The sequence below is a fragment of the Sinomonas humi genome (genome assembly GCF_000802235.1).
Classification (GTDB): domain Bacteria; phylum Actinomycetota; class Actinomycetes; order Actinomycetales; family Micrococcaceae; genus Sinomonas; species Sinomonas humi.
Window position 1 is genome coordinate 61,617 of the sequence record NZ_JTDL01000147.1, and the last position, 26,066, is coordinate 87,682.

At 68.4% G+C, this 26,066-nt stretch carries 27 protein-coding genes; 11 read left to right on the forward strand and 16 right to left on the reverse strand.

The features are described 5' to 3' along the window. The first annotated feature begins 12 nt into the window (after nt 1-12). Entirely contained in the window at nt 13-1,107 is a 1,095-nt protein-coding gene (locus tag LK10_RS18700; RefSeq protein ID WP_156144260.1) for a ScyD/ScyE family protein, read from the forward strand. A 15-nt stretch (nt 1,108-1,122) separates the two neighbouring features. Here LK10_RS18700 and rbfA read toward each other — a convergent pair whose 3' ends face one another. The 5 genes from rbfA to LK10_RS18720 form a co-directional block, all read right to left on the reverse strand. Next, on the reverse strand, nt 1,123-1,596 hold the full coding sequence (rbfA, locus tag LK10_RS18705) for a 30S ribosome-binding factor RbfA (RefSeq protein WP_043127146.1): 474 nt from the start codon (nt 1,594-1,596) through the stop codon (nt 1,123-1,125). A 64-nt stretch (nt 1,597-1,660) separates the two neighbouring features. Beyond that, nucleotides 1,661-4,519 (reverse strand): translation initiation factor IF-2, encoded by a 2,859-nt coding sequence (infB, locus tag LK10_RS18710; RefSeq protein WP_043127149.1) that lies wholly within the window; start codon nt 4,517-4,519, stop codon nt 1,661-1,663. A gap of 144 nt (nt 4,520-4,663) precedes the next feature. After that, on the reverse strand, nt 4,664-4,981 hold the full coding sequence (locus LK10_RS21595; RefSeq protein WP_081998678.1) for a YlxR family protein: 318 nt from the start codon (nt 4,979-4,981) through the stop codon (nt 4,664-4,666). 54 nt (nt 4,982-5,035) lie between these two features. Further along, nucleotides 5,036-6,016: a transcription termination factor NusA gene (gene nusA / locus LK10_RS18715; RefSeq protein WP_043127152.1), complete on the reverse strand. Its 981-nt coding sequence runs from the start codon at nt 6,014-6,016 to the stop codon at nt 5,036-5,038. Further along, nucleotides 6,016-6,639, reverse strand: a complete 624-nt coding sequence (locus tag LK10_RS18720) for a ribosome maturation factor RimP (protein ID WP_081998679.1) — start codon at nt 6,637-6,639, stop codon at nt 6,016-6,018. The genes nusA and LK10_RS18720 overlap by 1 nt, the downstream gene beginning before the upstream one ends. A gap of 96 nt (nt 6,640-6,735) precedes the next feature. Between LK10_RS18720 and LK10_RS18725 the strand changes: the two genes are divergently transcribed. From LK10_RS18725 to LK10_RS18735, 3 genes are read left to right on the forward strand one after another with little or no spacing between them, the layout of a single operon-like run. Continuing rightward, entirely contained in the window at nt 6,736-7,923 is a 1,188-nt protein-coding gene (locus LK10_RS18725; protein ID WP_197061994.1) for a DUF4439 domain-containing protein, read from the forward strand. A gap of 52 nt (nt 7,924-7,975) precedes the next feature. Continuing rightward, nucleotides 7,976-8,701: a VIT1/CCC1 transporter family protein gene (locus tag LK10_RS18730; protein WP_156144262.1), complete on the forward strand. Its 726-nt coding sequence runs from the start codon at nt 7,976-7,978 to the stop codon at nt 8,699-8,701. A gap of 8 nt (nt 8,702-8,709) precedes the next feature. Continuing rightward, the gene (locus LK10_RS18735) at nt 8,710-9,684 is read left to right on the forward strand and encodes an aminoglycoside phosphotransferase family protein (protein WP_043127161.1); all 975 of its coding nucleotides are present in this window, start codon (nt 8,710-8,712) and stop codon (nt 9,682-9,684) included. Between the two features lie 18 nt (nt 9,685-9,702). Here LK10_RS18735 and LK10_RS18740 read toward each other — a convergent pair whose 3' ends face one another. The 5 genes from LK10_RS18740 to LK10_RS18760 form a co-directional block, all read right to left on the reverse strand. Then, a complete protein-coding gene (locus tag LK10_RS18740; protein WP_043127164.1) occupies nt 9,703-10,497 on the reverse strand; it encodes a sulfite exporter TauE/SafE family protein in 795 nt (264 codons plus the stop codon). A gap of 8 nt (nt 10,498-10,505) precedes the next feature. Further along, on the reverse strand, nt 10,506-12,311 hold the full coding sequence (locus tag LK10_RS18745; protein WP_043127166.1) for a proline--tRNA ligase: 1,806 nt from the start codon (nt 12,309-12,311) through the stop codon (nt 10,506-10,508). A 71-nt stretch (nt 12,312-12,382) separates the two neighbouring features. Beyond that, nucleotides 12,383-13,594 (reverse strand): hypothetical protein, encoded by a 1,212-nt coding sequence (locus LK10_RS18750; protein WP_052207579.1) that lies wholly within the window; start codon nt 13,592-13,594, stop codon nt 12,383-12,385. Further along, nucleotides 13,591-14,670, reverse strand: a complete 1,080-nt coding sequence (locus LK10_RS18755; RefSeq protein WP_052207580.1) for a hypothetical protein — start codon at nt 14,668-14,670, stop codon at nt 13,591-13,593. The genes LK10_RS18750 and LK10_RS18755 overlap by 4 nt, the downstream gene beginning before the upstream one ends. Further along, nucleotides 14,667-15,398: a helix-turn-helix transcriptional regulator gene (locus tag LK10_RS18760; protein WP_043127172.1), complete on the reverse strand. Its 732-nt coding sequence runs from the start codon at nt 15,396-15,398 to the stop codon at nt 14,667-14,669. The genes LK10_RS18755 and LK10_RS18760 overlap by 4 nt, the downstream gene beginning before the upstream one ends. 27 nt (nt 15,399-15,425) lie before the next feature. On the opposite strand from LK10_RS18760, the gene LK10_RS18765 reads away from it, so the two are divergent. The 4 genes from LK10_RS18765 to LK10_RS18780 all read left to right on the forward strand — a co-directional run bounded on the left by LK10_RS18765 (nt 15,426) and on the right by LK10_RS18780 (nt 18,030). Further along, a complete protein-coding gene (locus LK10_RS18765) occupies nt 15,426-15,797 on the forward strand; it encodes a DUF2249 domain-containing protein (RefSeq protein ID WP_081998680.1) in 372 nt (123 codons plus the stop codon). A gap of 91 nt (nt 15,798-15,888) precedes the next feature. After that, nucleotides 15,889-16,683, forward strand: coding sequence for an ABC transporter ATP-binding protein (locus LK10_RS18770; protein WP_043127174.1), 795 nt, complete (start codon nt 15,889-15,891; stop codon nt 16,681-16,683). Next, on the forward strand, nt 16,680-17,435 hold the full coding sequence (locus LK10_RS18775) for an ABC transporter permease (RefSeq protein WP_043127177.1): 756 nt from the start codon (nt 16,680-16,682) through the stop codon (nt 17,433-17,435). Before LK10_RS18770 ends, LK10_RS18775 begins: the two co-directional genes overlap by 4 nt. A gap of 7 nt (nt 17,436-17,442) precedes the next feature. Next, complete coding sequence (locus LK10_RS18780) at nt 17,443-18,030, forward strand: TetR/AcrR family transcriptional regulator (RefSeq protein WP_043127180.1); 588 nt, start codon at nt 17,443-17,445, stop codon at nt 18,028-18,030. A 3-nt stretch (nt 18,031-18,033) separates the two neighbouring features. Here the strand turns inward: LK10_RS18780 and LK10_RS18785 are convergent, their stop codons facing one another. The 6 genes from LK10_RS18785 to dxr all read right to left on the reverse strand — a co-directional run bounded on the left by LK10_RS18785 (nt 18,034) and on the right by dxr (nt 23,823). Beyond that, a complete protein-coding gene (locus tag LK10_RS18785; protein WP_043127182.1) occupies nt 18,034-18,834 on the reverse strand; it encodes a hypothetical protein in 801 nt (266 codons plus the stop codon). Nucleotides 18,835-18,918: 84 nt separating this feature from the next. Continuing rightward, nucleotides 18,919-19,800 (reverse strand): GNAT family N-acetyltransferase, encoded by an 882-nt coding sequence (locus LK10_RS18790; protein ID WP_331377608.1) that lies wholly within the window; start codon nt 19,798-19,800, stop codon nt 18,919-18,921. After that, nucleotides 19,754-20,920 carry a flavodoxin-dependent (E)-4-hydroxy-3-methylbut-2-enyl-diphosphate synthase gene (ispG, locus tag LK10_RS18795; protein ID WP_043127185.1) on the reverse strand — a complete coding sequence of 389 codons (1,167 nt, stop codon included), beginning with the start codon at nt 20,918-20,920 and terminating at the stop codon, nt 19,754-19,756. The genes LK10_RS18790 and ispG overlap by 47 nt, the downstream gene beginning before the upstream one ends. A gap of 25 nt (nt 20,921-20,945) precedes the next feature. Then, entirely contained in the window at nt 20,946-21,236 is a 291-nt protein-coding gene (locus LK10_RS18800) for a YciI family protein (RefSeq protein ID WP_043127187.1), read from the reverse strand. A gap of 21 nt (nt 21,237-21,257) precedes the next feature. Next, nucleotides 21,258-22,592 carry a M50 family metallopeptidase gene (locus LK10_RS18805; RefSeq protein WP_043127190.1) on the reverse strand — a complete coding sequence of 445 codons (1,335 nt, stop codon included), beginning with the start codon at nt 22,590-22,592 and terminating at the stop codon, nt 21,258-21,260. A 25-nt stretch (nt 22,593-22,617) separates the two neighbouring features. Next, nucleotides 22,618-23,823 (reverse strand): 1-deoxy-D-xylulose-5-phosphate reductoisomerase, encoded by a 1,206-nt coding sequence (gene dxr / locus LK10_RS18810; RefSeq protein ID WP_043127192.1) that lies wholly within the window; start codon nt 23,821-23,823, stop codon nt 22,618-22,620. A gap of 219 nt (nt 23,824-24,042) precedes the next feature. Between dxr and LK10_RS23095 the strand changes: the two genes are divergently transcribed. From LK10_RS23095 to LK10_RS22765, 3 genes are all read left to right on the forward strand, one after another. Continuing rightward, nucleotides 24,043-24,624 carry a DUF6318 family protein gene (locus LK10_RS23095; RefSeq protein WP_408021470.1) on the forward strand — a complete coding sequence of 194 codons (582 nt, stop codon included), beginning with the start codon at nt 24,043-24,045 and terminating at the stop codon, nt 24,622-24,624. Nucleotides 24,625-24,749: 125 nt separating this feature from the next. Beyond that, nucleotides 24,750-25,493: a hypothetical protein gene (locus LK10_RS22760; RefSeq protein WP_231567843.1), complete on the forward strand. Its 744-nt coding sequence runs from the start codon at nt 24,750-24,752 to the stop codon at nt 25,491-25,493. 221 nt (nt 25,494-25,714) lie between these two features. Beyond that, the coding region (locus LK10_RS22765) for a hypothetical protein (RefSeq protein WP_231567844.1) at nt 25,715-26,066 on the forward strand (352 nt) is incomplete at its 3' end.

Here is a 26,066-nt window from a genome sequence, read left to right on the forward strand (position 1 = left end):
GGAGTGATCCCAATGAAGAAAACACTTGTCGTCTTTGTCGTCGGCTTCCTGCTGACGGCTCCAGTCGGCACGGCTGCCGCAGCTCCGCCGTCGTCCTCTGTGAAGGACCACGAGCCGACGGTGGTGACGCAGGGGCTTGGGGGGCCACTGCATCTTTCCGTGGGCCCGGGCCGAGCGGTGACCGTCTCGGAGGAGTTCGCCGGGCGCCTCACGCGTGTCTCCGACGAAACCAGCCGAACGGTCTACTCCGCTCCGGAGTGGGACGTCGCGGGCTCGGACGCCCAGGGAAGCACGACGTACTTCGTCGAGAGCCAAGGCGCTGGGCCCGACGACCCGCGTCCCCTCGCAGGCTCGCTCAAGTCGATCGATGCAAAGGGAACCGTCAGGACGGTCACCGACCAGCTCGGAGCCTTCGAGACGGCGAACAATCCGGACGGAAACGTTGCCTATGGGGTACCGGCAACAGCGCCCGCGGAATGCCTCGCCCAGCTCGGCAGCCTCGGCGTCCCGGCCTCTTACACGGGCGAGACCGACTCGCATCCCTACGCCGTGGCGGTGTCCGGGAACACGGCCTACGTCGCTGACGCCGGTGGAAACGACCTGCTCGCGGTGAACCTCACAACGGGTTCCATACGCAAGGTCGCCGTCCTGCCGGGAGCCTCCGTCCCGGTCACGAGCGAGATCGCGGCCGCGCTGGGGGCGCCGGCATGCGCCGGTCAGACGTACACCTTCGAGCCGGTGCCCACCGATGTCGCCATAGGCCCCGACGGTTGGCTCTACGTCTCCTCGCTCCCCGGAGGCCCCGAGGACGCCAGTCTCGGAGCCAACGGCTCGATCCTGCGCGTGAATCCATGGACGGGCGCGGCCCAACGCTGGGTTGACGGGCTTGTGAGCCCGACCGGGATCGCGTTCGACGGGCGTGGGAACCTGTTCGTCGCGTCGCTGTTCGGACCGGGGATCTACCGGGTCCCGGCCGGCACCGCGACCCCGTCGCTATTCCTCGACGTCGCGCAGCCGGCTGACGTTGCGGTCAGCGGCAACACTCTCTACGCCACTACGGAGGCCCTCGGAAACGGCGCGCTCATCGCGGTCCGCTTGGAGCCTTAGCAGTCACCCGTGGGCCTACTCAGCGTCGAACTCGGACTCGTGCTCGACGTCGTCGGCGTCCTCGCCGCGGATCTCCGGCTTGCGGTAGGGATCCGGATCTCCCGCTGGCCGAGCGCGCTCGGCCAGCCGGGCCACCTCTTCGTCATGGGCGCGCGCCTGCCGGAGGAGGTCCTCGACGTGCGAAGCATTGACAGGCACCTCGTCGGCGACGAATTCGAGGGTGGGTGTGAGCCGAATCGTGAGGTTGCGGCCGACTTCGCGGCGCAGGACGCCCTTCTTGGCCTCGAGCACCTCCCGTGCGCCTTCCTGGGCGACGGAGTCGCCTAGGACGGTGTAGTACACGGTCGCGTGCTGGAGATCGTTAGTCACGCGGGCGTCGGTGATGGTGATCGCCTCGGCACGCTCGTCCTTGACGGCCTTGCGCAGCGCCTCGGCGACGACCACTTTGATCCGCTGCGCGAGCCGCGCAGCGCGGGCCGGATCGGCCATGGAAACTCCTTAGATGAACTGGGAAGGGGCCCCGCAGCCGCGGGACCCCTTCTCGACGGACGCGTCAGGCGCGCGGCTTCTCGCGCATCTCGAACGTCTCGATGACGTCCTCGAGCTGGATGTCGTTGAACGAGCCGAGGCCGATACCGCATTCGAAGCCCTCGCGGACCTCGGTCGCGTCGTCCTTGAACCGCTTGAGCGAGTCGATCGCGAGGTTCTCCGCAACGACCACGCCACCGCGCAGGAGGCGGGCCTTGGAATTGCGGCGGATGATCCCGCTGCGAACGATCGAACCGGCGATGTTGCCGAACTTGGACGAACGGAAGATCTCGCGCACCTCGGCGGTACCGAGCTGCACTTCCTCGTACTCCGGCTTGAGCATGCCCTTGAGAGCGAGCTCGATGTCCTCGATCGCCGCGTAGATCACGGAGTAGAACCGCATGTCCACGCCCTCGCGGTCCGCGAGTTCGGCCACACGCTCCGCTGGGCGGACGTTGAAGCCGATGATGATCGCGTTGTCGACCGTCGCGAGGTTGACATCGTTCTGGGTGATCGCGCCGACGCCGCGGTGGATGACGCGGAGCTGCACTTCCTCGCCCACATCGATCTTGAGCAACGAGTCCTCGAGCGCCTCGACGGCACCGGAGACGTCGCCCTTGAGGATGAGGTTGAGGGTGTCGATCTTGCCCTCTGCCACAGCCTTGTCGAAGTCCTCGAGGCTGATCCGCTTCCGGCGCTTGGCCAGCTGCGCGTTCCGCTCGGCGGCCTCGCGCTTCTCCGCGATCTGACGGGCAGTGCGATCGTCCTCGGTCACGAGGAACGTGTCACCTGCACGCGGCACCGAAGAGAGGCCCAGGACCTGGACCGGACGCGATGGGAGCGCAACCTCGACCGGCTCGCCGTCCTCGTCGAACATCGCACGGACACGGCCATGCGCCGTGCCAGCCACCATGTTGTCCCCGACGTGCAGCGTGCCGGACTGCACGAGCACGGTTGCGACGGCACCACGGCCCCGGTCGAGGTTGGCCTCGATCGCGACGCCGCGCGCGTCCTTGTTCGGGTTCGCCCGCAGGTCGAGCGCCGCATCGGCCGTGAGCAGGACCGCGGAGATGAGGTCGTCGATGTGCAGGCTCTGGCGAGCCGAGACGTCCACGAACATCGTGTCGCCGCCGTACTCCTCGGGAACGAGACCGTATTCGGTGAGCTGACCGCGGACCTTGTCCGGGTTCGCGCCCTCCTTGTCGATCTTGTTCACCGCGACCACGATCGGCACGCCAGCAGCCTGGGCGTGGTTGAGCGCCTCGACCGTCTGCGGCATGACACCGTCGTCCGCGGCCACCACGAGCACGGCGATATCGGTGACCTGGGCGCCACGGGCACGCATGGCCGTGAACGCCTCGTGACCCGGGGTATCGATGAACGTGAGCTTGCGGGGCTCGCCGTCGTGCTCGAACGAGATCTGGTAGGCACCGATGTGCTGGGTGATGCCCCCGTGCTCGCCCTCGACCACATTCGTGTTGCGGATGGCGTCGAGGAGGCGGGTCTTACCGTGGTCGACGTGGCCCATGACGGTCACGACGGCCGGACGGGTCTCAAGCTCCTCGTCGGTCTCGGCCTCGAGCTCTGCGTCGAGGTCGATGTCGAAGGACTCGAGCAGCTCGCGCTCCTCGTCCTCCGGCGAGACGACCTGGATCTTGTAGCCGAGCTCCTCGCCGAGGACGCTGAACGTCTCCTCGTCGAGCGACTGCGTCGCCGTCGCCATCTCGCCGAGGTGGAAGAGCACCGTGACGAGCGACGCCGGGTTCGCATCGATCTTCTCGGCGAAGTCCGTGATGGACGCGCCGCGGCGGAGGCGGACGATCGTATCGCCGTCGCCGCGCGGCACCGAGACGCCGCCGAGGGACGGAGCGCTCATCTGCTCGAGCTCTTGGCGCTTCGCGCGCTTCGACTTGCGCTGCTTGCCGCGGCCAGCGCCGCCCTTGCCGAAGGCGCCCTGAGTGCCGCCGCGTCCGCGACCGCCCTTGCCGAAGCCGCCGCCTGCAGGCGCGCCGCCTGGGGCGCCACCCGGACGTCCGGGGCCTCGGCCGCCGGTTCCGGCAGGACGTGCGCCCGGCTGGGGACGGTCAGAACGCGGAGGCATCATGCCGGGGTTCGGACGGGCTCCGCCCGCGCCGCCACCCTGTCGCGGAGCGCCGGAGCCGCCCGGACGCGGAGCACCGGGACGCGCGCCGCCGGGGCGGGGCGCACCAGGACGCGGGGCGCCCGGGCGCGGAGCCTGGGGGCGCGGAATGCCCGAGGTGCCTCCGGGGCGGGGAGCAGGACGCGGGCCACCCGGCCGATCGCCGTCGCGCCCGGGGCGAGGCATGCCCTGAGAGGTCGCGAAGGGATTGTTGCCGGGACGAGGAGCGCGCTCTTCGCGGCCCGGGCGCTGCATGCCCTGCGAGGATGAGAACGGGTTGTTGCCGGGGCGGGGGCCGCCAGGGCGCGGACCCGGGGCGCCCGGGCGGGGACCCGAGCCCGAAGCGGGGCGTGCCACGTCCGACGACGGGCGGGGAGCCGGAGCGGCGGGCGCCGCCGGGCGGGCGGGACCGGGCTTGACGCCAGCCGAGGGTGCCGCCGGCGCGGGCGCCGACTGGCCAGTCGGAGCCGGCTGCGCCGTCTGGGCGGGCTGAGCCGGCTGCGCTGCCCGGGGTGCCGGAGCGGCCTGGCGCGGCGCGGCCGGGCGAGCCTGCGCGGGCGCGGAAGCCTTCGCCTGCTTGGGCGAACCGGAGGGGTAGGCGTCGCGAAGCTTCTTCACGACGGGCGCCTCGATCGTCGAGGACGCAGAACGCACAAACTCACCAAGCTCTTGAAGCTTGGCGAGGGCGTCCTTGGAGGTGATACCGAGCTCCTTCGCGAGCTCGTGTACGCGGACCTTGGCCACATTTCTCCTGTCTCGGTCCGCGCCGAGCCAGGCGTGGACCGTCTACTGCTTGCTGCAGGCCTCGTTGTGTTCGAGGCCGTCGGCGGCGCGGAACAACTTGTTCATCGCTACGCGCTCATGGGACGGGGACTCATCGGGTTTCCATCAGATTTCTGACCCGCTTTCAACTTGGACGGTGACCGTGCGGGCGGGGGCCAGCACAGCGGTGCCGAAGAAGTCATCGACCGCCGCGTATTCAACGGCGCCTCGGAAGGCGCGACTGAACGCGCGACGTTTGACGGCTTGCGTCAGGCATGCACGGTCGGGATGCAGCCAAGCACCTCGACCGGGCAGTCGGCGGCGCGGATCGACGACGACGCGCTGTGGGTCCTCGGGGTCCCGCACCAGCCGGAGCAATACAGACCGGGGCGCGCTCTGGCGGCAGCCGATGCAGGTCCGCAGCGGTTGCGCCTTACTCTGCACGTTCCACTGCCCCTGGCTTGTTTGGCTTGCTGCCGGGCGCGTACCCGGACCTATCTATTCTACAGCCTTGGCCGCGGCGTCGGATGTGATGTCGATCCGCCACCCTGTCAGCTTGGCCGCGAGGCGGGCGTTCTGCCCCTCCTTGCCGATCGCGAGCGAAAGCTGGTAGTCCGGGACGGTCACCCGCGCGGAGCGGGCGCCCTCATCGACGATGGTCACCGATTTGACCTTGGCCGGCGAGAGCGCATTGGCGATGAAGGCTGCGGCTTCGTCGCTGTAGTCGACGATGTCGATCTTCTCGTCGTTCAGCTCGGTCATGACGGCACGGACGCGCGATCCCATTTCACCGATGCACGCGCCCTTCGCGTTGATGCCGGGCACGTTCGCGCGGACGGCGATCTTGGTGCGATGGCCGGCCTCGCGGGCGATCGCCACAATTTCCACGCTCCGGTCGGCGATCTCGGGCACTTCGAGTTCGAAGAGCTTCTTCACGAGGCCAGGGTGAGAACGGGAGAGCGTGATCGAGGGGCCCTTCATACCGCGGTGCACATCCACGACGTAGGCACGGATCCTGCTGCCGTGGACGTACTGCTCCCCTGGAACCTGCTCGGGCGGCGGCAGCAGCGCCTCGACGGCGCCCAGGTTCACCTGCACCATGTGCGGGTTGCTGCCCTGCTGGATCAGTCCCGCAATGAGTTCGCCCTCGCGGCCCTTGAACTCCCCCAGCACGTTGTCGTCCTCGACGTCCCGGAGCCGCTGGAGGATGACCTGCCGGGCAGTCGTCGCTGCGATGCGGCCGAAGCCCTCCGGCGTGTCGTCGAACTCGCCGATCGGGTTGCCTTCCTCATCTATCTCGGTCGCCCAGATCGTCACATGCCCGCTTCTGCGGTCAACCTCTGCACGAGCCTTCTCGATTGCTCCGGGAGACTTGTGGTAGGCGAGGAGCAGCGCCTGCTCGATCGTCGGGATGAGCTTGTCGACAGGGATGTCGCGTTCTCGCTCCAGTAGGCGCAGCGCGCTCATGTCGATGTCCACTAGGCCTCCTCGGCGTCTGTATCGGTCTCGGGTTCGGTATCAGCGTCGGGCTCGAAGTTCTCGAAGGCCGTCTCCGGAACAGCATCGACGTGCGAGAACTCCACCTCGACCCGGCCGCTGCGGATCTTCTCGAAGGCCAGCGTGACCGGGTCGCCCTGCTTGGGCTTGACCCCCTTGGCCGCCGGTCGATCGGGGACGATCGTGACGCCGTCGTCCGTCACATCGGTGAGCCTGCCGGTGAGGTTCTCCCCCTGTATGACATTGACCTTGACGACGCGCCCGAGTGCGCGCCGCCAGTGGCGCGGTCGCGTGAGCGGGCGCGTGACGCCCGGCGAGGAGACCTCGAGGTCGTAGGGACGGTCGTCGGCGAAAGTCCCGGCTGCCCTGCCGTTGTCAAGGAGGTCGGAGAGCTCGCGAGAGATCTCCGCAATGACGTCGAGACCCACTCCGCCGGACTCCTCCTCGGGAAGGTCGACGACGACGTGCAGGGTCCGGTGGGCCCCGGCGGCTTTGATGGAGACCCCTTCGAGGAAGAGGCGATGAGCGGTGACGGTGGGCTCGAGCAGCGCGTGCAATCGCGCCTCTTCGGCTGCAAACGGAGACTCCGATGCCTTCTCGGACATGAACGTCCGCCTCCTTCGCTCAGTTGTGTCCTCATAGACTATCGGCTCGCGCGCCTCGTGGCAGGCCCGGCGCCCGCTCGTGGGATGATCGAGCCCGTGAGTTCCGACACCGTGCCGTCCACTCCGTCCATGCCGCCGTCAGATCCGTCCACACCGCCTTCCGACTCGTCGTCCCAATCCGGCGGACCCTCCGGCAATACGTCGCGGGGACGGCCCTGGCGGTACTGGGCGCTCGGGGTCGCGGGGATCCTCGTGGCGCTCGGCAGCGCAACCCTCGTCGCGATCCACGCACCGCAGCCGACGAGCCCCAGCCGAAGCGAGATCGCCCTCCGCACCGCCCACGAGGATGCGCTCCGAATCGCGGGCTTGGCCCACAACGCGGCCGTTGGCGGCGCGAACCCCGGCACCCAACGCGCCCTCTCGACTGCCGGGACGGTACTGGACCGACAGGCCGCCGTCCTCGGCGGAACGCCTCCGCAGGCGACCCCCGGCGCGGCGACTCCCACCGGTCCGGCGGTCGTGGGAACCGCACCGGTCAGCCCGACACCGACACCCCCCGCGGTAGGCGTTACGGCCAGCGCAGGGGCAGGCAAGGTTGAGGCAAAGGACGTCGCCGCCGCCCTGGCATCGAGCGTTCAAGCGCGACTCGCCGCACTCCCCGACGTCGACGCCCCGACCGCGACGCTTCTCGCCTCGGTGGCGGCCGGACAGTCGGTCCAACTCGACGCGATAGACGGCGCAACCGGGAACTCGAGCACTGGCGCGGTGCCAAGCCCAGGACCAACTCCAACCACAGGACCAACTCCAAGCCCGAGCGCGAGTGGGCCGTGCCCGAGCCCGACCGCCACGGCGAGCTACGGCGGAAGCGGATTCCCCGGCGCCCTCGCCGCGGCGGAGCGGGCCGAATCCGCCGCCGTCTATCTGCTCGAGACGGCCATCGCCCGCACTCCGGCCGGGTCCCCCGACGCCGCGGCTCGCTCGTCGGCACTGGACGCCCACCGCCGCCAGCTCGCGTCAGTCGACAGCCTCGCCGCAGCAGCGTGCACGGCTCTGCCTCCCCGCGATGCCGGCTTCGCCGTCCCGCCCGGCTTCGCCTCCGACCCCTCGGCGGCACTCAAGGCTGTCGAGGGGTCGTCCGAGGAAGCGTGGGCACAGCTTGTCGGAGCAGCATCTGGGGCACGCCGAAGCGTGGCGGCCGGCGGCCTGATGACTGCCGCGCACTTGGCCGCGGCAGTTTCGCCGTCGGATGCAACCGCCTTCCCCGGCGTCCCGACAGCGCAGTGAGGCTAGGCTTGCTTCGCTGGCAGCGCCGCAACTCCGGTGCAAGAGTTGAATCATGACGACGGAATCCACCACCGACCTCCACCCTGAGCCGCAGGGCGCTGACATCGCGGCGAAGCTCAACTGGCTCCGAGCGGGCGTACTCGGAGCGAACGACGGCATCGTCTCCGTGGCCGCCGTCGTGGTCGGTGTCGCCGGTGTGACGACGAGCAACGGCCCGATCCTCGCTGCGGGCATGGCGGCACTCGCGGGCGGCGCGATCTCCATGGCCCTCGGCGAATACGTCTCGGTGAGCAGCCAGAGCGACAGCCAGCGGCATCTCATCGCAAAGGAGCGCGACGAGCTCCGCGATCAGCCCGAGGCTGAGTTCAAGGAGCTCGTGGCGATGTACCGCCACAAAGGCCTCTCCCCCGAGACAGCCACGAAGGTGGCCGAGGAGCTGACCGAGAAGGATGCGCTCCGGGCGCATCTCGACATCGAGCTCAACATCGACCCGGACGAGGTTGTCAGCCCGTGGCATGCGGCCATCGCCTCGGCGGTCTCGTTCCTGTGCGGCGCGGTGCTGCCCCTGCTGTCGATCCTGTTCTTCCCCGCCGCCATGCGCGTGTGGCTCACGTTCGTCGTCGTGCTCGTAGCGCTGGCCATCACCGGGGCCGTCGGTGCGTGGATCGGCGGAGGGTCCAGGAGCCGGGCATCCTTCCGCGTCGTCATCGGCGGAGCTATAGCACTCGCGACCACCTACGGCCTTGGCAGCCTGCTCGGCACGACCGGGGCGGCCTGAGAAGGGCCATGACAGCGACCGGTGTGCCCGCGGACCTCGTAACGAGGTATTCCCGCACGCCCACCGGCCGCGCATGGCTCGCGTCGCTACCTGAGCGGCTCGAACGCGGGCTGCGCCGCTGGGACTTGGAGCTGGATGCCGAGGCAGGGCCGTGGTCAGGTTTCGGAGCCCTTGTGGTGGCCGTTCGCCGCGCAGGTGAACCCCTCGTGCTGAAGCTCCCGTATCCGCATGAGGAAGCAGCTTCCGAGGCCGTCGCCCTGCGGTTGTGGAGCGGCCGGGGTGCCGTGCGGCTCATCGCCGACGACGGCGACGGCTCACTGCTGCTGGAACGGCTCGACGCCGGCCGGCGGCTTCAGGAGATTCCCTTTCCTGAGGCCTACGCAGTCTGGGGTGCGATCATGCGCAGGCTCGCGGTACCGGAAGACGACCGGCCCGACTGGGCTGCGCTCGAGCGGCTCGACGCCCGCGCGGAGCACTGGAGCGACGAACTGCCCGAGCGCTGGGAACGCCTTGGGCGCCCCTTCCCGCGCTGGCTTCTCGAGGAGGCGCTCGACGTGTGCGCAACCCGGGGCACAGTCGGGCGACGCGGCGGACGCGACGTCCTGGTCCATACGGATCTGCACGGCATGAACGTCCTCGGCGATCTCGACGGCGGCTTCCGCGCGATCGATCCCCAGGCGGCGGTCGGAGAGGCAGAGTTCGCCGTCGCTCCCATGCTGTGGAACCGCCTCCCCGAACTGCGGCGCACGAACTCCGCGGACGCCCTGCTCGAACGCTGCTGGGAGCTCGCTGATGCGGCGGGGCTGGACGGCGAAGCTGCCCGGGCTTGGGCCGTGCTCCGTGAAGTGGAGAACGCTCTCTGGTATGCGGCGAAGCCCGGGCACCGCGGCGAACTCGAGCGCTCTCTCTGGGTCGCGAGCGCACTCTGCTCACGGCTCCTACCGGGCCTCCCCGCAGCGAACGAGCTCAAGCGCCTGGACTGACTCAGGCAGGGACAGGCCTCAGGCGAAGTCCTCGTTCCACACGTCGATGCCGAGTTTGACCGCGAGCGCAGCCACGACGACGAGGAACACCCAGCGGATGAACCTGTTCCCGCGTGCGACTGCCATGCGCGCCCCCAGGTAGCCGCCGCACATGTTGGCGGCCCCGACCACGAGCCCCACGCCCCACAGCAGCGCGCCGCTGGGTGCGAAGAGCAGAAGGGCGCCGACGTTCGTGGCCATGTTGACGATCTTCGCCTTGGCGCTCGCTTCAAGAAACGCGTAACCCATCCCCGAGACGAGCGCGATCACGAGGAACGAGCCGGTTCCGGGCCCGATGAGCCCATCGTAGAAGCCGATGACGAGACCCAGCCCGCAAGCCGCGGCGAAATGCCGGCGGCCCTTGAGCCGCAGCTCCGTATACTGCCCGAGCTGCGGCTTGAACACCGTGAAGAGCGCAACTGCGATGATCGCGGCCAGAATGATCGGTTTGAACACCCGCGCAGGCAGCAGCGAAGCGAGCACAGCCCCGCCGAACGCACCTGCCAGGGCCACGAGGGCCATCGGGATTGCGGTGCGAAGATCCGGCCGTACCCGGCGGGCATACGTCAACGCGCTTGTGCTCGTGCCGAAGACCGAACCCATCTTATTGGTCGCCAAGGCCTGGACGGGCGTGATTCCCGGCAACGCGAGCATGGCAGGGAGCTGGATCAGGCCTCCCCCGCCGACGACCGCGTCAACCCAGCCAGCCGCGAAGCCGGCGAGGATGACGAGGACGAGGGTGAGGGGGCTGAGCAGCTCGAAGCCGCTGTGCACGGACCGGGCTAAGCGTCGGCGCGCACGGCGCGCACGACGTAGTCGGCGACGTCGCCCACCGGGACGTCCTCAGCCGAGCCCGACCGCCGATCCTTGACCTCGAGGGTGCCTCCCGCGAGGCCCTTTCCGACGGCCACGATCGTCGGGACGCCGATGAGTTCGGCATCTCCGAACTTGACGCCCGGCGAAACCTTCTGCCGGTCATCGAGCATGACGGTCAGCCCGCGCGACTCGAGCTCCGCAGCGAGGCGCTCAGCCTCGGCGAAGATCTCCTCGCCCCGGCCGACGGCGACGACGTGGACGTCGGCGGGCGCGACCGCACGCGGCCAGATGAGCCCGCGCTCGTCGTGGTTCGATTCGGCCAGAGCGGCCACGGCGCGGGTGACCCCGACACCGTACGAGCCCATCGTGACGGTGACCTGCTTGCCGTTCGCGTCGAGGACCTTGAGGTCGAGGGCCTCGGCGTACTTGCGGCCGAGCTGGAAGATGTGCCCCATCTCGATCCCGCGGGCCGTCTCAAGCGGGCCGGACCCGTCAGGAGACTCGTCGCCCTCGCGCACCTCGGTGCATTCGATGACGCCGTCCCATCCGAAGTCACGCCCGGCGACGAGCCCGTACACGTGCTTGCCGGGCTGGTTCGCGCCGGTGATCCAGCGTGTCCCGGAGACAACCCGTGGATCGACGAGGTATAGCAGGCCCGACTTCCCCTCGAGGCCGAGGAGCGCGTCCTCGGGGTCGAGGCCCGGGCCGAGATAGCCCTTGACGATGAGGGGCTGCGACTTGAGGTCCTCCTCGTTCGCGGCTTCGAGGCCGATCTCCCCGGCGATTGGGAGGAAGGCCCCGATGTTCGCCTCGACGCGCTTGAGGTCGACGGCGCGGTCACCCGGGACACCGATGACGACCAACTGCTTCTCCCCCGTGGGGAGCTTGACCGTGAGCACGACGTTCTTGAGCGTGTCAGCGGCAGTCCAGGCCCGCTCCGCATTCGGGAAGATGGTCTGGGACGCGGCGACGAGGGTCTCGATCGTCGGGGTGTCCGGGGTGTCCAGGACCTGCGCGGGAGGCGCGTCGGTGTAGTCCACCGGGTCCGGCACGACCGTGGTGACGGCTTCGACGTTCGCCGCGTAGCCGCCGGCAGAGCGCACGAACGTGTCCTCGCCGATCTCGGTCGGGTGCAGGAACTCCTCGCTCTTCGAGCCTCCCATCGCGCCGGCCGTCGCCTTGACGGGCACAACCTCGAGCCCAAGCCGCGCGAAGATCCGGAGATACGCCTCGCGGTGGGCCGCGTAGCTCGCGTCGAGGCCGGCGTCGTCGACGTCGAACGAGTAGGAGTCCTTCATGATGAACTCGCGCCCACGGAGGAGGCCAGCCCGGGGACGGGCCTCGTCACGGTACTTGTTCTGGATCTGGTAGAGGCTCAGCGGGAGATCCTTGTACGAGGAGTACAGGTCCTTCACGAGGAGCGTGAACATCTCCTCGTGCGTCGGCGCGAGGAGATAGTCGCCGTCCTTGCGGTCCTTGAGCCGGAAGATGCTGTCGCCGTACTCGGTCCAGCGGTTGGTCGCCTCGTAGGGCTCCTTCGGCAGGAGGGCCGGGAAATGGACCTCCTGGGCACCGATCGACGCCATCTCCTCACGGATGATCGCTTCAACCTTGTGCAGCACTGCGAGCCCGAGGGGGAGCCAGGTGTAGATGCCCGGAGCAGCGCGGCGGATGTAGCCGGCACGGACGAGCAGCTTGTGGCTGGCCACCTCGGCGTCGGCCGGGTCCTCGCGGAGGGTTCGGAGGAACAGGGTGGAGAGTCGCAGGACCACGTGCGGCATCCGTTCTGACTATGAGCTCGACTGGCTCGGGATGGGAAAGGTCAGCTACCAATGTAGCCCAGTCACGGCACGGAATATGCCCTGAGCGCCCTGACGACGAGCCAGAGGAACGCACCCAGCGCAATGACAGCGACAGCCGCCGCAGCGATGCGCACAGCGCCGGGCACGGGAAGGACATAGAGGAGGATCGCACCGTTGGCGACGACGACGCGTAGCCAAGCGCCGCCGTCGAGCGTTTCCGCTCGGCACCGTACCGCGGCGGGGCCGCCGCCGAGCACGACCGGCAGGAGATAGGCCAACGCACCAAGAAGCACCTGGGCCGCAAACCCGGCGACGAGCACCGGTGTCAGCTCGCCCAGCCCGGCGTGCAGTGCCATCCAGCCAGGCTCGGTCACGCAGAGCGCGAGCAGCCACACGAGGGCGACGACGAGCCACAGTATGGCCGCTACCGCGCTGAGCGGGGCGAAATGCACAGGAGCCTTCCGGACGACCGTGCGAACAAGCGGAGCCGCCGATACAAGGACGCCGGCAAGGTATGCGGCGACCCCGAGAGCGGTCAGCCACTGTTCCCCGGCAAGCGCGCCCGCCGCTGCCGCGACGACTCCGGCGAGGAGCAGCCAGAGTGCGCGGCGCGAGGTGGGCTCGGCGGCGTCGTCCACGCGGGTTCGCAGCATTGTGGGCAGAAGCGTGACGAGAGTTCCGAGCACAGCGAGCCCTACCCAGCCGAAGACGTTGAGCGACTCGTGGGCCACGAGGATGCGGGCGTGCCATTCCTCCGGCGCACCGTCGCCGACCAATGCGAGCGTGGCGCCTGCCGCGGCCCCGAACGGGAGCACCGCGCAGGAAGCGAGGTAGTAGCGGACCGTCGAGGCAAAGCGCGAAGGAAGAGCGCGACGAGCGCGTGCGAGGATCGCGGTACCATGCCAGGCCGATGCCGTCCCGACAGCGGCGGCTCCCCCGACCGTTAGCGGCCAGACCGCCAGGACGACACCGGCCATCGCCGACGCCGAGCCGACGTTCAGCAGCGTGAGTCGGACCGCGAGAGGGCGGCGCGACGGAATCGGCAGCCTGAGCAGGGCCTCTGAGAAGTGCCAGCTGTAGACCATGATTGCGTTCGTCACTGCGCCGAGAAGGGTCAGATGCACGAGGAGCCAGGCAGACCCGGGAAATCCGCGATGCTCGAGGGAGAGAACCAGCGAGAGAACGACGACGACGCCGAGCCAGCCGAGCGTCGGGAGGTTGGCCCAGCGGTGCCAGGCGGCACGCCCCGTCATGCTCGCCTCCTGAGGCCCGAGACAAGCGCGACGGCGAGGAACGCGAGGACTGCCACTACGTTGCCCACTCCCCCGATCTGCCACCCCAACGAGGATCCGCGCGCGTCCCCGACCGCGAGCCGCACCAGCAGCGTTGCATGCAGGAGCGCGGCTGGTATCCACATGGCGCGTGAGTACGGGAGCGGCCGCCGCAGGACGGCGGGGAGGATGACGGGCGCGTGGGCCATGATCATCGACATCACGAATCCGACGAAGACTGCGTGCAGGGCTGCGTCGTACGCGGCGCCCTCGGGCGCGCCTGGGACCAGCAGGTATACCCCACTTGCCACGACGAGCCACGCGTAGCCCGTGAGGAGGCACGCGGCTACGAATCGCGGGAGGCCGGTCGAGCGCAGGGTGGCTCGTGCGATGTCATACCGCAAGAGCCATACGGCAAGGGCGAGTATCGCGGCGCCCAGAATCGGGTAGCCCACGGCTGGCCACAGGAGCGTTGCAGCGCAGGCCACGAGGAGCGACGCCGAGACTGCGACCAGGAGCGGCTCGGGCCAGTTCCCGCGGATGCGCAGGCGGGCGAGTTCGAGGCGCTCGCCCCCAATCGTCAGGAGCATGAACGCCGCGAGCCAGGGCACCACGGGGTCGGTCGGGACCCCGCCCGCAAGCAGGCCCGCCGCGCACGCCGCTGCCACGGCTCCGAGAGCCTGGACGAGGACGGCAGGATCGCGCTGCCGGCGCCATAGCGGGACGTACACGACAACGAAGACGACGGCCCCCGTGAGGACGGCAGCGCGACCCGCCGGCGCTGCCCAAGGGGCGAGTTCCGCAAGGCTCCCCAGGACAAGGAGAGCGGGGGCAGCGTAGCCCCAGGCTCGCCGAAGGGCGACGGCGCGTTCGAGGGCAATGAGGGTCCCGACGAAGCCGAGCGTCATGAGTTCCCCGTGGGTCGCGGGAAGGTCCGGGACGGTCGTCACGGCAACGGGCGCAGGGACCCGGAGCAGGGTGAGCGCCGCGTCGAGTCCTGTCAGCAGGGCTGCGGCTCCGAAGGCAAGGAAGACCATGCGCGGCCAGGTGCGAGTCATGGAATCCGCAGCAGGCATGCGCCGGGTTCGGCAAACGGCTCGAGCTGGGATGGCAGCTCGCCGTGGCCCAACAGCCGAAGGGCTTCCTCGACGAGGCCTGCGTGCACGGCACACACGACGTCGGAGTGCACGCGGGCTGCTGCGAGCAGCGGGCAGGTCACGAGACGAATGGCCGAACCGGAGGCCGCCTCCTCCACGCCGAACCCGAGGCTTTCGAGCTCGGCGACCACCCGCCGTCGTGCGTCGCTTGCCGGGACGCGCTCAGTGGACGGCCCGAAGGTGTCTTGCGCCCATCGCACCCCGGCATCCCTCCCGGCCGCAGCCGGGTCCGGCGCGAGGCGCGCGATCTCCGCCGCGAGGGTGGCGGCGAGCGCCGCATACTGTGCGGAGCCCTCGGGTGCCTCCGCCGCTTGGTAGAGCTTTGCGGGCCTACCGCGTCGCGCCCCGCTCCCTCGGCTGTAGGCCCCGGCGCCGGGGGCCGCGGCCGGGGCCGCAGCGGCGGTGGCCGCAGCGGCGTGTGTCGCGAGGCCTTCGAGCACGAGCGCTTCAAGGTGCTCGCGCACCGTGTTCGAATGTTGACCGGTCTCCCGCGCGAGCTCATCGACGGTCGCGGGCGAGCGTCTGGCCCTCAACAGGTCGAGGATTGCCGCCCGCGCCGTCGAGAGGGGACGCGAGGGGGTCGTGGCGGCCGGCGCTGGTCCGAGTGGATCGGCCTCACTATTTTTCACGGAATTTATTGTAGTAAAGTTTCGCGCATGGACATCTCCCCCACTCCTTCATCCCGCCTCCTGCCCGTCCTCGGGCAATCTCCCGAGACTGACGGACCCGTCGCGGGCCAAGAACACAACCACGAGCAGGGCCACGGGCACCTGTGCTCCTGTGGCGAGAGCGATCCCGACGGCTACCCCGAACTCGACGCACGCCTCATTCCACATGCGATCCGCCACGCGACAATCTTCGGGGCTCTCGATTCCCTCGCCCCCGGAAAGGGCCTCGTCATCACCGCAAGCCACAATCCGCTCCCCCTCCTCGCCCAGGCGAAGCAGCGCTACCCAGAGGGAACGTTCGAGGTGAAGTACCTCGCCGAGGGGCCCGAGGAGTGGATGCTGCTCTTCGAACGCGCCTGAGAAAAATGGATGTTGACGGGCTCCCAGGCGCGGATCTAGCCTCTATTCATCAGCTGATGAATTAACCGCTCACGACGCCCCGGAGCCCGCCATGTCCCGCACTCCATCGCACGCCTCCGCCCCGCCTCCCGCCGTCGAAGCGGACAGCCTCGTCGTCCGGCTCGGCCACACTGAGGTGCTCCACGGCCTCACCTTCTCCGTCCCGAGCGGACGCGTCACCGGCCTCCTTGGGCCCTCAGGGAGCGGCAAGAGCACACTCATGCGCGCCATCATGGGCGTGCAGCGCGTCGCGTCCGGCGCCCTGACTGTCCTGGACAGGAAGGCCGGCGCGGCCGCGCTGCGCCAGCTGATCGGATACATGACCCAGGACGCGGCCGTCTACAGCGACATCACGGTGCTCGACAACGTTCGCTATTTCGCGTCCCTCCACGGCCGAAGCCGTGCCGACGCGCAGGAAGCAGTCACCGCCGTCGGCCTCTCCGGCTTTGAGAAGCGCAAGGCAGCCAACCTCTCCGGGGGCCAGTTCAGCCGCGTCTCGCTCGCCTGCGCGCTCGTCGGGCAGCCAAAGCTGCTCGTCCTCGACGAGCCGACGGTCGGCCTCGACCCAGTGCTCCGTGTGGACCTCTGGGAGCGCTTCCGTGCCCTCGCTGATGCCGGCACAACCCTGCTCGTGTCAAGCCACGTCATGGAGGAAGCAAGCCGCTGCGACTCCCTCCTGCTCTTGCGGGACGGATACCTTCTCGGGCAGCTGACCCCCGACGAGCTGCGTGAGCGGGGCCGCAGCCAAGACCTCGAGCAGGCCTTCCTCGGCATCATCCAGGCCAACAGCGCGCCAGCCAGAGAGAGCGCAGCCAGGGCGAGCGCAGCGAAGGAGAGTGCAGTATGAACCCACGCATGCTGGCCGCCACGACGGCACGCGTCCTCAACCAGCTCCGCCACGACCCGCGCAGCATCGGGCTGATCCTCGTCGTCCCTTCGGTGCTGCTCGCCGTCGTCTACTGGCTGTTCGAGAACGAGACCCTGCCGCCTGGGATGCCGCGCACGTTCGACCGCATCGGCCCGATCATGCTCGCGATCTTCCCCTTCGTCATCATGTTCCTGCTGACTTCGATCACGATGCTGCGCGAACGCACTTCCGGCACGCTTGAGCGTCTCATGACGACGCCGATCCACAAGGCCGACCTCCTTTTCGGCTACGGCATCGCCTTCTCCCTCATGGCGGCCCTCCAATCCGCCATCGCGACAGGCGTCGCCTACTGGGTCTTCGGGCTCGACATCAAAGGCGACGCGGCCCTCGTGGTGCTGGTCGCGGTCGTCAACGCGGTCCTCGGCGTCTCGCTCGGACTCTTCTGCAGCGCGTTCGCCCGGACGGAGTTCCAGGCTGTCCAGTTCATGCCGGTCGTGGTCATCCCGCAGATCCTCCTCTGCGGGCTCTTCGTTCCGTACGCGCAGATGACGGACGTGTTCCAAGTCCTCTCCGACTGGATGCCGCTCACCTACTCGGTCAAAGCTCTCCAGGAGATCACGGCCAACACCGATCCGACCGGCGAAATGTGGCGTGACCTGTGGATCATGGCCGCGGTGCTGCTCGGGCTGCTGATCCTCGCCTCGTTCACGCTGCGCCGGAAGTCGTCGTGACTCGGTGATGGCGCGTCCCAAGGGTCCGTCCGACCGCCGGGCCGCGATCGTCGCCGCCGCCACGCGGCTTTTCGCCGAGGACGGGTACGACGGCGTGAGCCTCCGTCAGATTGCGCGTGAGGCGGGAGTTGACGCGGCCCTCGTCCACCACTACTTCGACGGGAAGGACGACCTCTTCGCGGCCTCCGTCGCGCTGCCCATCGACCCCGAGGCGCTCTTGGCAGACATCGACGAGCAAGCCCCAGCCGAACGCGGCCGATTCGTCGCCCGGGTGATCGTGCGCCTGTGGGAGGGCCCTCAGCGTCATGCCCTGGCCGCTTTCTTCCGCTCGACCATCAGTTCGACCTCGCGTTCGCGCCTCCTCGCTCACGTCGTGCGTCGACGCATTCTGACCCGCATCGCCGACGGCCTTCCGGGGGACGACGACGAGCGGGAACTTCGCGCGTCCATGGCGGCCTCCCAGGTCGTCGGCTTCATGATCGCGCGCTATGTAGTCCGACTCGAGCCCCTCGCTTCCCTCCCGAGCGAGGATGCCGAACGGCTCCTCGCTCCGGCGATCCAGCGGCACCTCACCGAGCCGCTGCCGAGACGATGACCGCTAGACGGGCGCGGCTTGAGCCTGGACGGCGTCCAGAGTGGCCCCCAGCAAGTCCTCGACGCGCTTCACGGAAGCGACAGAGTCGGCGTCAGGAGCTGAATAGGTAGCCACAACCTCGGTCACGCCCTTCAGCGCCACGATTGTCACGGTGTGCTGAGACCTGCCAGCTGCATCAAGCACCGCGGCCGAACCATAGGCCGTCGATCCGGGCACAGTGACGGCCAGTGACCGAGCGGATGCCTGCACCACGACGCCGTTCACCGTCACGGTCATTTCCGAACACCGCGCGATCGCGGCGGGGTCGAAGTTCAGAGCGGACTTGACGGCGTCGAGCGAGGTGAAGCTCAGGGCTCCGAGCGAGAGTGAATTCGCAGTCCCGGGCTGCGCTGAGACCACCATCCCCATGTTGGCCTCCGATACCGCCTTTGACATGTCGATGCGGAAGACGTCCGCGCAGTTAGCGGGTACCACGTCGAGCTGCTTCATGAGCTGCTGCGTCTGAGGCAGAACCTGCAGGATCTGGTCCTGGCCGAGAACCTGCCCGTTCAGTCCTTCCTGGGAATTGATCTCCGTGAGAGCCGCAGCGATCTGCTGGGTCGAATACGCGCTCGCGGTGGGCGTTGGGGTAGGAGTAGGCGTAGGCGTCTGCGCCTGTGCGGGCGTCTGCGCCTGAGCGGGCGGCAGGCTTGGCGCGGGAGGAGCCGAACCCTGCTTGGTTGCCGGCGCCGCGCAGCCGACAAGCAAGAAGACGATTGCGGCAGCTGCCGAAGCGTGACGAACTGTGATCCCGAGCGCGTTCATAATGACCTTCCCCCAGAGGCCGATGAGCCAGTTGCCACAGCCTAAAGGGAAACCCGCGCTGTGGGAACAGTTCAGAAGACGCGCTCAGAACAGGACTGTCGCGAAGGTCCCCACGCGCTCGAAGCCGACCCGCTCATAGCAGGCCTTGGCACGCTCGTTGTAGTCGTTGACGTAGAGGCTCACGATCGGGGCGAGCTGACGGGCGATACTCACAACCGCTGCCATCCCGCCGTGGCTCAAGCCGAGTCCTCGATGCGCGGGGGCGACCCACACCCCCTGGACTTGGCTCGCGGCGGAAGAAACCGCACCGAGTTCCGCCTTGAAGACCACCTCGCCGTGGTCCCCGAAGCGGGCCATCGAATGGCCTTGCTGGATGAGCTGACGGACCCGCCGGTAGTAGTTGTCGCTGCCTCCGGCCACGGGCGAATACCCGACTTCCTCCTCGAACATCGCCACGCACGCCGGAGCGACGGCGTCGAAGTCATCGAGTCCCGTCACCCGGACGAGCGGGTCGGGCCGAACACTCGCTCCGCCCTCGATCGCCATGAGCGGCTGCACAGGACGGACTTCCCGGGCTCGGGGACCGCCCAACCCTTCGTACAGCGCGAGCGTCGGCTCCGCTGGCCCGAAGATCGAAGCGAACCGTCGGTTCGCACCGCGGATCACCTCGGCGAACGCGGGAGCGGCCTCTTCCTGCATGCCGACCGGGACAATGTTGGCACCGAGCCAACAAGCGCTCACAAGCCGCCCATCGCCGTCGTACGCGCCAAGGATCTCAGCGCCGCTCTGGGTGGGCGCCGCCGAACCGGCGGTGAGGAGGTGCGCCGCGATGAAGACGTTGGCCACAGGGTCGAGAGCAGCAAGCTCGCAGAGCTCGAGGGTGTCCTCGTGCCCTAGCCTGCGGATCAGCGGGTCTCGTCTACGAGACGGTGACCACGGGGCCGCCCGCTGAAGCATCTTCGCCATCAGCCTCCCCCATCTCCTCAGCGATCTTCATCGCCTCTTCGATCAGCGTCTCGACAATCTCGCTCTCCGAGACCGTCTTGATGACCTCGCCCTTGACGAAGATCTGGCCCTTGCCGTTGCCGGAGGCCACCCCGAGATCGGCCTCGCGGGCCTCCCCGGGACCATTCACGACGCACCCCATGACGGCCACGCGGAGCGGGAAGGTCATGCCCTCGAGGCCGGCCGTCACCTCTTCCGCGAGCTTGTACACGTCGACCTGTGCCCGGCCGCACGAGGGGCACGAGACAATCTCGAGCCGTCGCGGGCGGAGGTTGAGGGACTGGAGGATTTGGATGCCGACCTTGACCTCTTCGACGGGCGGCGCCGAGAGGGAGACGCGGATCGTGTCGCCGATTCCCCGCGAGAGGAGGGCGCCGAACGCCGTCGCAGACTTGATCGTGCCTTGGAAGGCCGGACCGGCCTCGGTCACACCGAGGTGGAGCGGCCAATCGCCCTGCTCGGCGAGGAGCTCGTACGCGCGCACCATAACGACCGGGTCGTTGTGCTTGACCGAGATCTTGAAGTCATGGAAGTCATGCTCCTCGAAGAGGCTCGCCTCCCAGAGGGCACTCTCGACGAGCGCCTCCGGCGTCGCCTTTCCGTACTTCTTCAGCAGGCGGGCGTCGAGGGAGCCGGCGTTGACCCCGATGCGGATCGACGTGCCATGGTCCTTCGCGGCCTGCGCGATCTCCTTGACCTGATCGTCGAACTTCCGGATGTTGCCCGGGTTCACGCGGACCGCCGCACACCCGGCCTCGATCGCGGCGAAGACGTACTTCGGCTGGAAGTGAATGTCCGCGATGACCGGGATCTGGGACTTCTTCGCGATGATCGGGAGTGCCTCGGCGTCGTCCGCCGACGGGCACGCAACCCGCACGATGTCGCATCCCGCCGCAGTCAGCTCCGCGATCTGCTGGAGGGTCGCGTTGATGTCCGTGGTCGGCGTCGTCGTCATGGATTGGACGCTGATCGGGTACTCGGAGCCGACCCCCACCGAGCCGACGTGGATCTGGCGCGTCTTGCGTCGCGGGGCGAGGACTGGCGGCGGGGAGGCTGGCATTCCGAGGCTGACCGAAGTCACGAGAACTCCTTGCTGAGGGGTGTTTTCAGAACTGGGAAGCGAGGGGGCCTGTTACTGGGTTCCACGCGATGGTGGACGATCCCGCGAGCAGGCCTTCGACTGCGAAGGGATCCTGCTCGAGCAGCGACTGGAGGGCTTCGGCGTCGTCCGCCTTCATGAGCAGGAGCGCTCCGCTGCCGTCCTCGTACGGACCGCTCGCGAGGAGCTGCCCCTTGTCCGCGATATCCGCGAGCCACCCGCGGTGATCCGGGCGGACTTCGTCCCGGCGGCTGGCAGTGGAGGCATCGTAGCGGTATTCAACGGCGAAGACGGTCATGGGTCCAGACTATCCCTCCGCTCACCCGAATAGGTTCACGGGCTTGACGATATCGGCGTAGATGAGCAGCACGCTCATCGCGATGAGCACGCTTGCGACGGCGTACGTGAGCGGCAGGAGCTTGGCGATGTCGAAGGGGCCCGGGTCGGGCCGCCTCCGCCATGATGCGAGCCGCCGTCGGACGCCTTCGTACAGCGCGCCTGCGACGTGGCCACCGTCGAGCGGGAGGAGCGGCACGAGGTTGAAGACCGCGAGCGCAAGGTTGACCCCGGCCAGAAGGCCGAACAAAGTTGCGATCCGTGCCGAGAGCGGAACGTCTTGGAGCGAGGCCACCTCGCCCGCCACGCGCCCTACGCCGACCACGCTCATGGGGCCGTTCGGATCCCGCGGCGCACTGCCGAACGCCGCTTGGGCGACGCCGATGACGCGCGCAGGAAGATTGACGACGACGCCCGCGACTTGGGCGACGTTCTGCCCGACGGCGGGGAGCACCGACGTCGCGGGCTGAGGGGTGAGCGCCTGCCGTGCGCTGATGCCGACGAAGCCGGACTCGGTTGTCTTGTAGCTCCCGTCCGCGTTCTTGACCGGCTGTCCGTCCGGTCCGTAGACGGCGACGGAGTAGAGCACGGGGCTGATCTTCAGGTCGACGTCCTTGCCGCCGCGGTCAACCGTGATGCTTACGGTCTTCCCCGCAGAGGCCCGGATCCATGTGCTCATCTGGTCCCAGCCGGTGACCTCTTTGCCGTCGAAGCGGACCACGGTGTCGCCCGGCTGCAGGCCGGCGGCCGCAGCAGGTGTCTTCGTGCAGGTGGACGTGTCGGTGGTGGTCTGCTGCTGGTTCGCGGGAACCATGCAGGCCGAAACGGACGCGATCTGATTCGTAGGTTCCGCAATGCCGAAGCCCATGAGCACGACGGCCGTGAACAGGATCCCCAGGAGGATGTTCATCGCCGGGCCGCCGAGCATGATGATGATCTTCTTCCAGACCGGCAGCTGGTAGAACAGGCGCCCGTGATCCTCTGGCCGGACCTCTTCGTGGGCTTGGTCTCTTGCGGCCTCCGCAAGGCCCTGGAACATTCCCGTGCTGGACTGCCGGACGGAGCCGTCACGCTGGTTGGGCGGGTACATGCCGACCATCTGGACGTAGCCGCCGAGCGGGAGGGCCTTGATGCCGTATTCCGTCTCGCCCTTCCGCCTCGACCAGACCGTCGGCCCGAAGCCGATCATGTAGCGGGTGACGCGCACATTGAAGAGCTTCGCGGGCAGAAGATGCCCGATTTCGTGGAGCGCGATGGAGACGGCGATTCCGATGGCGACGAAGAGGACGCCGAGGATGAAAAGCACGGTGGGGTTCAACGAAAATCCTGTTCTGGCGGCTGGCTCAGCTAGCCAAACGCTCATGGGCACGCTTCCGTGCCCACTCTTCAGCCGCGAGCACGGAGTCCACAGTCAATTCCGAGGATCCGCTATGCTCCCGCAGAACTGCTTCGACCGTGTCCACGATATCGAGGAAGCCGATCCTGCCGGCGTGGAACGCCTCGACGGCCTCCTCGTTGGCGGCATTGAAGACGGCGGGGAAGGTACTCCCCTGCTTCGCTGCGTCGCGTGCGAGGTCGACGGCGGGGAACGCGCGGGTGTCGAGCGGCTCGAACGTCCAAGCAGTGGCCTGGGTCCAGTCGCACGGACGGGCCGCATGCGGAACCCGGTCGGGCCAGCCTAGACCGAGGGCAATCGGGAGCCGCATGTCGGGAGGCGACGCTTGGGCGATCACGGCGCCGTCCGCGAACTGCACCATGGAGTGCACCACCGACTGCGGGTGCACGACGACGTCGATCGACTCGAGCGCGACCCCGAACAAGAGGTGGGCCTCGATGAGTTCCAGGCCCTTGTTGACGAGCGTCGCCGAATTCGTCGTGACGACGCGGCCCATGTTCCACGTCGGGTGGTGGAGCGCCTCGGCCGGGGTGACGTTCCGCAGTTCCTCCCGGCTGCGGCCTCGGAAAGGACCGCCGGATGCCGTGAGGATCAGCCGCTCGACCTCGTTCGGTTGGCCGGCCCGAAGGCATTGCGCAATCGCCGAATGCTCCGAGTCGACGGGCACGATCTGACCCGGAGCCGCTGCGCCCGCCACTAGGGCGCCCCCCACGATCAGGCTTTCCTTGTTCGCCAGCGCGAGCTTCGCGCCTGACGCAAGAACGGCAAGCGTCGGAGCGAGACCGATACTTCCCGTGATCCCGTTGAGGACCACGTCCGCGCCTCCATTGGGCCCGTTCCATTGGGCGATGCTGCTCGAAGCATCAGGGCCAGCGAAGAGTTCGGGCATGTACTCGGCGACACCCTCTGCCTTGGCGGCCCCCGAAATCAAGCTGCGGAGCTCGTCGAGGCTGCCTTCTGCTATTCCAACCGCCTCAGCTCGAGCGTGCACGGCTTGGAGTGCCAACAACCCGAGGTTGGCTCCCCCAGCGCTCAGTGCGGCTACGCGGAAACGGTCGGGAGCGCCGGCGACGACGTCAAGGGCCTGCGTGCCAATGCTGCCCGTGGAGCCGAGGATGATCACGGAGCGCTGCTCGGAAGCCGGGTTCTGCATGTCACCAGTAAACCCCACCGAGGTGGTCTATCAGAGCGACTCAGTGGTCGGGACCGTGGCGCTGGGCCTTGCTACTGTCGCCGAAACTGCTCGGCTTCCTTGTTGTTTGCTCTGTCCAACCGGGCGCTACGTCGCGGCCACCGCGCAACTGATTTGGGGGATGACTTGAGGCTGCACCGTTCGTTCGCTTGTTCTTTGCTACTCCTTTGCTTGCTCGCTATGGCGGCCTGCGGCGCCCCTGCCGACGCCAAAGGGACCCGGCCCCCTTCCGAGAAGGCCACGGAGACGACGGCGGCGAGCTCGCCAGCCTCGACCGCTTCACCGGACCCGCGCCCTACTCCTGCCAGCTCGCGCGGCCCTGCGCGCAACGTGCCCCCACCGGTGCTGCCGGAGGCCGCGAAGCAAAACACGGCGGAGGGCTTCGAGGCGTTCACGCAGTACTGGTTCGACACTGTCACCTACGCGCTCGAGACTGGTGACAGCGAGCCTCTAAGGGAAATCTCCTTGCCTGACTGCAAGATGTGCAACGGCTACGCTCATCGGTCAGCCCAAATCGCCGCAAACAGCGAATGGAATGTTGGTCCGAAATGGAGAATTAGCGAATTTCAAGGAGCTCCCTCACCCCTTCCCCTCAGGCAGGCCCGAGCGGTATTTCTTCTCGACGAATCCAGCTCGGCCCACTATTCCAGCAGCGGTACGAATCTCGAAAGTCGCGAACCTACAAGCGATGGACACTTGAAGGCCGCATACGCCGTATTCGGTGCTGATCAGTGGATCATGGCTGAGGTAGGAAACAATTGATGGGCGCCTCCCGAGCCCTGTCCTTCATGCTTGCAATCCAAATCGGCACCATAGTAGGAAGCGATTGGACGAATAGCGATTTCAATGGTGAGGCTGTCCAAGTTCACGGAAACGCGGAAGGTCGCGTGGAATACAAGTTCCCTGAGCCACCAAATGGAGTTTCCGACCCTTACGTCTACAGCTACAAGCCGGCATGCGACGGGACCGGAGGCCCAACTCCCGTACGCATGTGCCAGAAGCTCAATGCCCAGTGCTCTGCACAGCCCAAGGGCCAGATGGTTCTGTGGTTCCGCGCTCCAGCCGCAAGTCCCACTGCGTGGGTAAGCCAAGACCTGTCCTGCATGTACGACGGCGTTCCTCCGGAGCGTCCGGGCGGGGGCGGGGCGGTGGTTGTGGTGACGGAGCGGCAGTTGCGGGAGCTGCCGATCGTTCCGGCGGGGTTGGGGGTGCAGCCGGGGCGGCATACGCTCCGGGGCGCGGAGACGAATGTGTATGCGGAGCCGGCGCAGCAGTCGTTCCGGGTCTCGGTCCTGGGCCGGGGGGTGGAGGTGCGGGTGCGCCCGGTGGAGCACCGGTTCGACTACGGGGACGGGGCGTCGCTGGCCAGCGCGGCCCCGGGCGGGCCGCTGCCGGAGGAGCGGTGGGGGGAGAGGACGGCCACGGGCCATGTGTACCGGGCGACCGGGGACTACACGGTGGGCCTGGTGACGGTGTTCGCCGGGGAGTTCTCGGTCGAGGGCGGCCCGTGGCAGCCGATCGCCGGCACGGCCTTGGTCCCCTCCCGGCCGCGGGAGGTCTCGGTGTGGCGCTCCGAGGTGCATCTCTATGCCGAGGACTGCAACGCCAACCCCCGCGGCGAAGGCTGCTGAACCCGAGCCCTGCACCCGCCGCCCCCCTCCGGGGTGCCCTTGGCTGCCCCGCATCGGCCGCCTCTGCATCCCCTGCGGATCGGACCCGGGCCCTCCGTCTGCCTCCGCGGGTTCTTCGTGCTCCGGGTCCGCCTCGGTCTTATTTTGTCGGAGGCCCTCCGTAGGCTCGGATCAGGGTTTCGGGGAGCGGGACTCTCGGGCCGATGAGGGGGTGACGGGCGATGGACGAACCGCAGGATCCATGCGGACCCGGCCAGCCGGAGGACCGGCCGGAAGACTTGCCGGACGGGTGGCCGGGCGGTTGCCCTGCGCCGTGGACGGAGAGCTGGGCCGACGGCGTCCCCTCCGGCATCCTCTCCCCAGACGGCGAGGCCCCCTGCAGCCCGTCCGCCGGTATCGCCTCCCCCGATGCTCCCTCCGTCTGTGGTCCCTCTGACTGCAGTCCTTCCGAGTGCGGTCCGTGGGGTGGCTGGGGCGAGGCGGAGGGCTGGGGCGAGGCGGAGGGCTGGGGTGAGGCCGCCGGGGGCTGGGGCGACGGCGCTGCCGGCTCGGGGGGTGTGGCTGGGGTGGGGG

Bases quoted from the DNA above. Each gene is read 5' to 3' on its own strand.
- LK10_RS18700 (WP_156144260.1), top strand. From the start codon at position 13: ATGAAGAAAACACTTGTCGTCTTTGTCGTCGGCTTCCTGCTGACGGCT.
- rbfA (WP_043127146.1), bottom strand. From the start codon at position 1,596: ATGGCCGATCCGGCCCGCGCTGCGCGGCTCGCGCAGCGGATCAAAGTG.
- LK10_RS18720 (WP_081998679.1), bottom strand. From the start codon at position 6,639: ATGTCCGAGAAGGCATCGGAGTCTCCGTTTGCAGCCGAAGAGGCGCGA.
- LK10_RS18730 (WP_156144262.1), top strand. From the start codon at position 7,976: ATGACGACGGAATCCACCACCGACCTCCACCCTGAGCCGCAGGGCGCT.
- LK10_RS18735 (WP_043127161.1), top strand. From the start codon at position 8,710: ATGACAGCGACCGGTGTGCCCGCGGACCTCGTAACGAGGTATTCCCGC.
- LK10_RS18750 (WP_052207579.1), bottom strand. From the start codon at position 13,594: ATGACGGGGCGTGCCGCCTGGCACCGCTGGGCCAACCTCCCGACGCTC.
- LK10_RS18755 (WP_052207580.1), bottom strand. From the start codon at position 14,670: ATGACTCGCACCTGGCCGCGCATGGTCTTCCTTGCCTTCGGAGCCGCA.
- LK10_RS18765 (WP_081998680.1), top strand. From the start codon at position 15,426: ATGGACATCTCCCCCACTCCTTCATCCCGCCTCCTGCCCGTCCTCGGG.
- LK10_RS18770 (WP_043127174.1), top strand. From the start codon at position 15,889: ATGTCCCGCACTCCATCGCACGCCTCCGCCCCGCCTCCCGCCGTCGAA.
- LK10_RS18775 (WP_043127177.1), top strand. From the start codon at position 16,680: ATGAACCCACGCATGCTGGCCGCCACGACGGCACGCGTCCTCAACCAG.
- LK10_RS18780 (WP_043127180.1), top strand. From the start codon at position 17,443: ATGGCGCGTCCCAAGGGTCCGTCCGACCGCCGGGCCGCGATCGTCGCC.
- LK10_RS18785 (WP_043127182.1), bottom strand. From the start codon at position 18,834: ATGAACGCGCTCGGGATCACAGTTCGTCACGCTTCGGCAGCTGCCGCA.
- LK10_RS18790 (WP_331377608.1), bottom strand. From the start codon at position 19,800: ATGGCGAAGATGCTTCAGCGGGCGGCCCCGTGGTCACCGTCTCGTAGA.
- LK10_RS18800 (WP_043127187.1), bottom strand. From the start codon at position 21,236: ATGACCGTCTTCGCCGTTGAATACCGCTACGATGCCTCCACTGCCAGC.
- dxr (WP_043127192.1), bottom strand. From the start codon at position 23,823: ATGCAGAACCCGGCTTCCGAGCAGCGCTCCGTGATCATCCTCGGCTCC.
- LK10_RS23095 (WP_408021470.1), top strand. From the start codon at position 24,043: ATGGCGGCCTGCGGCGCCCCTGCCGACGCCAAAGGGACCCGGCCCCCT.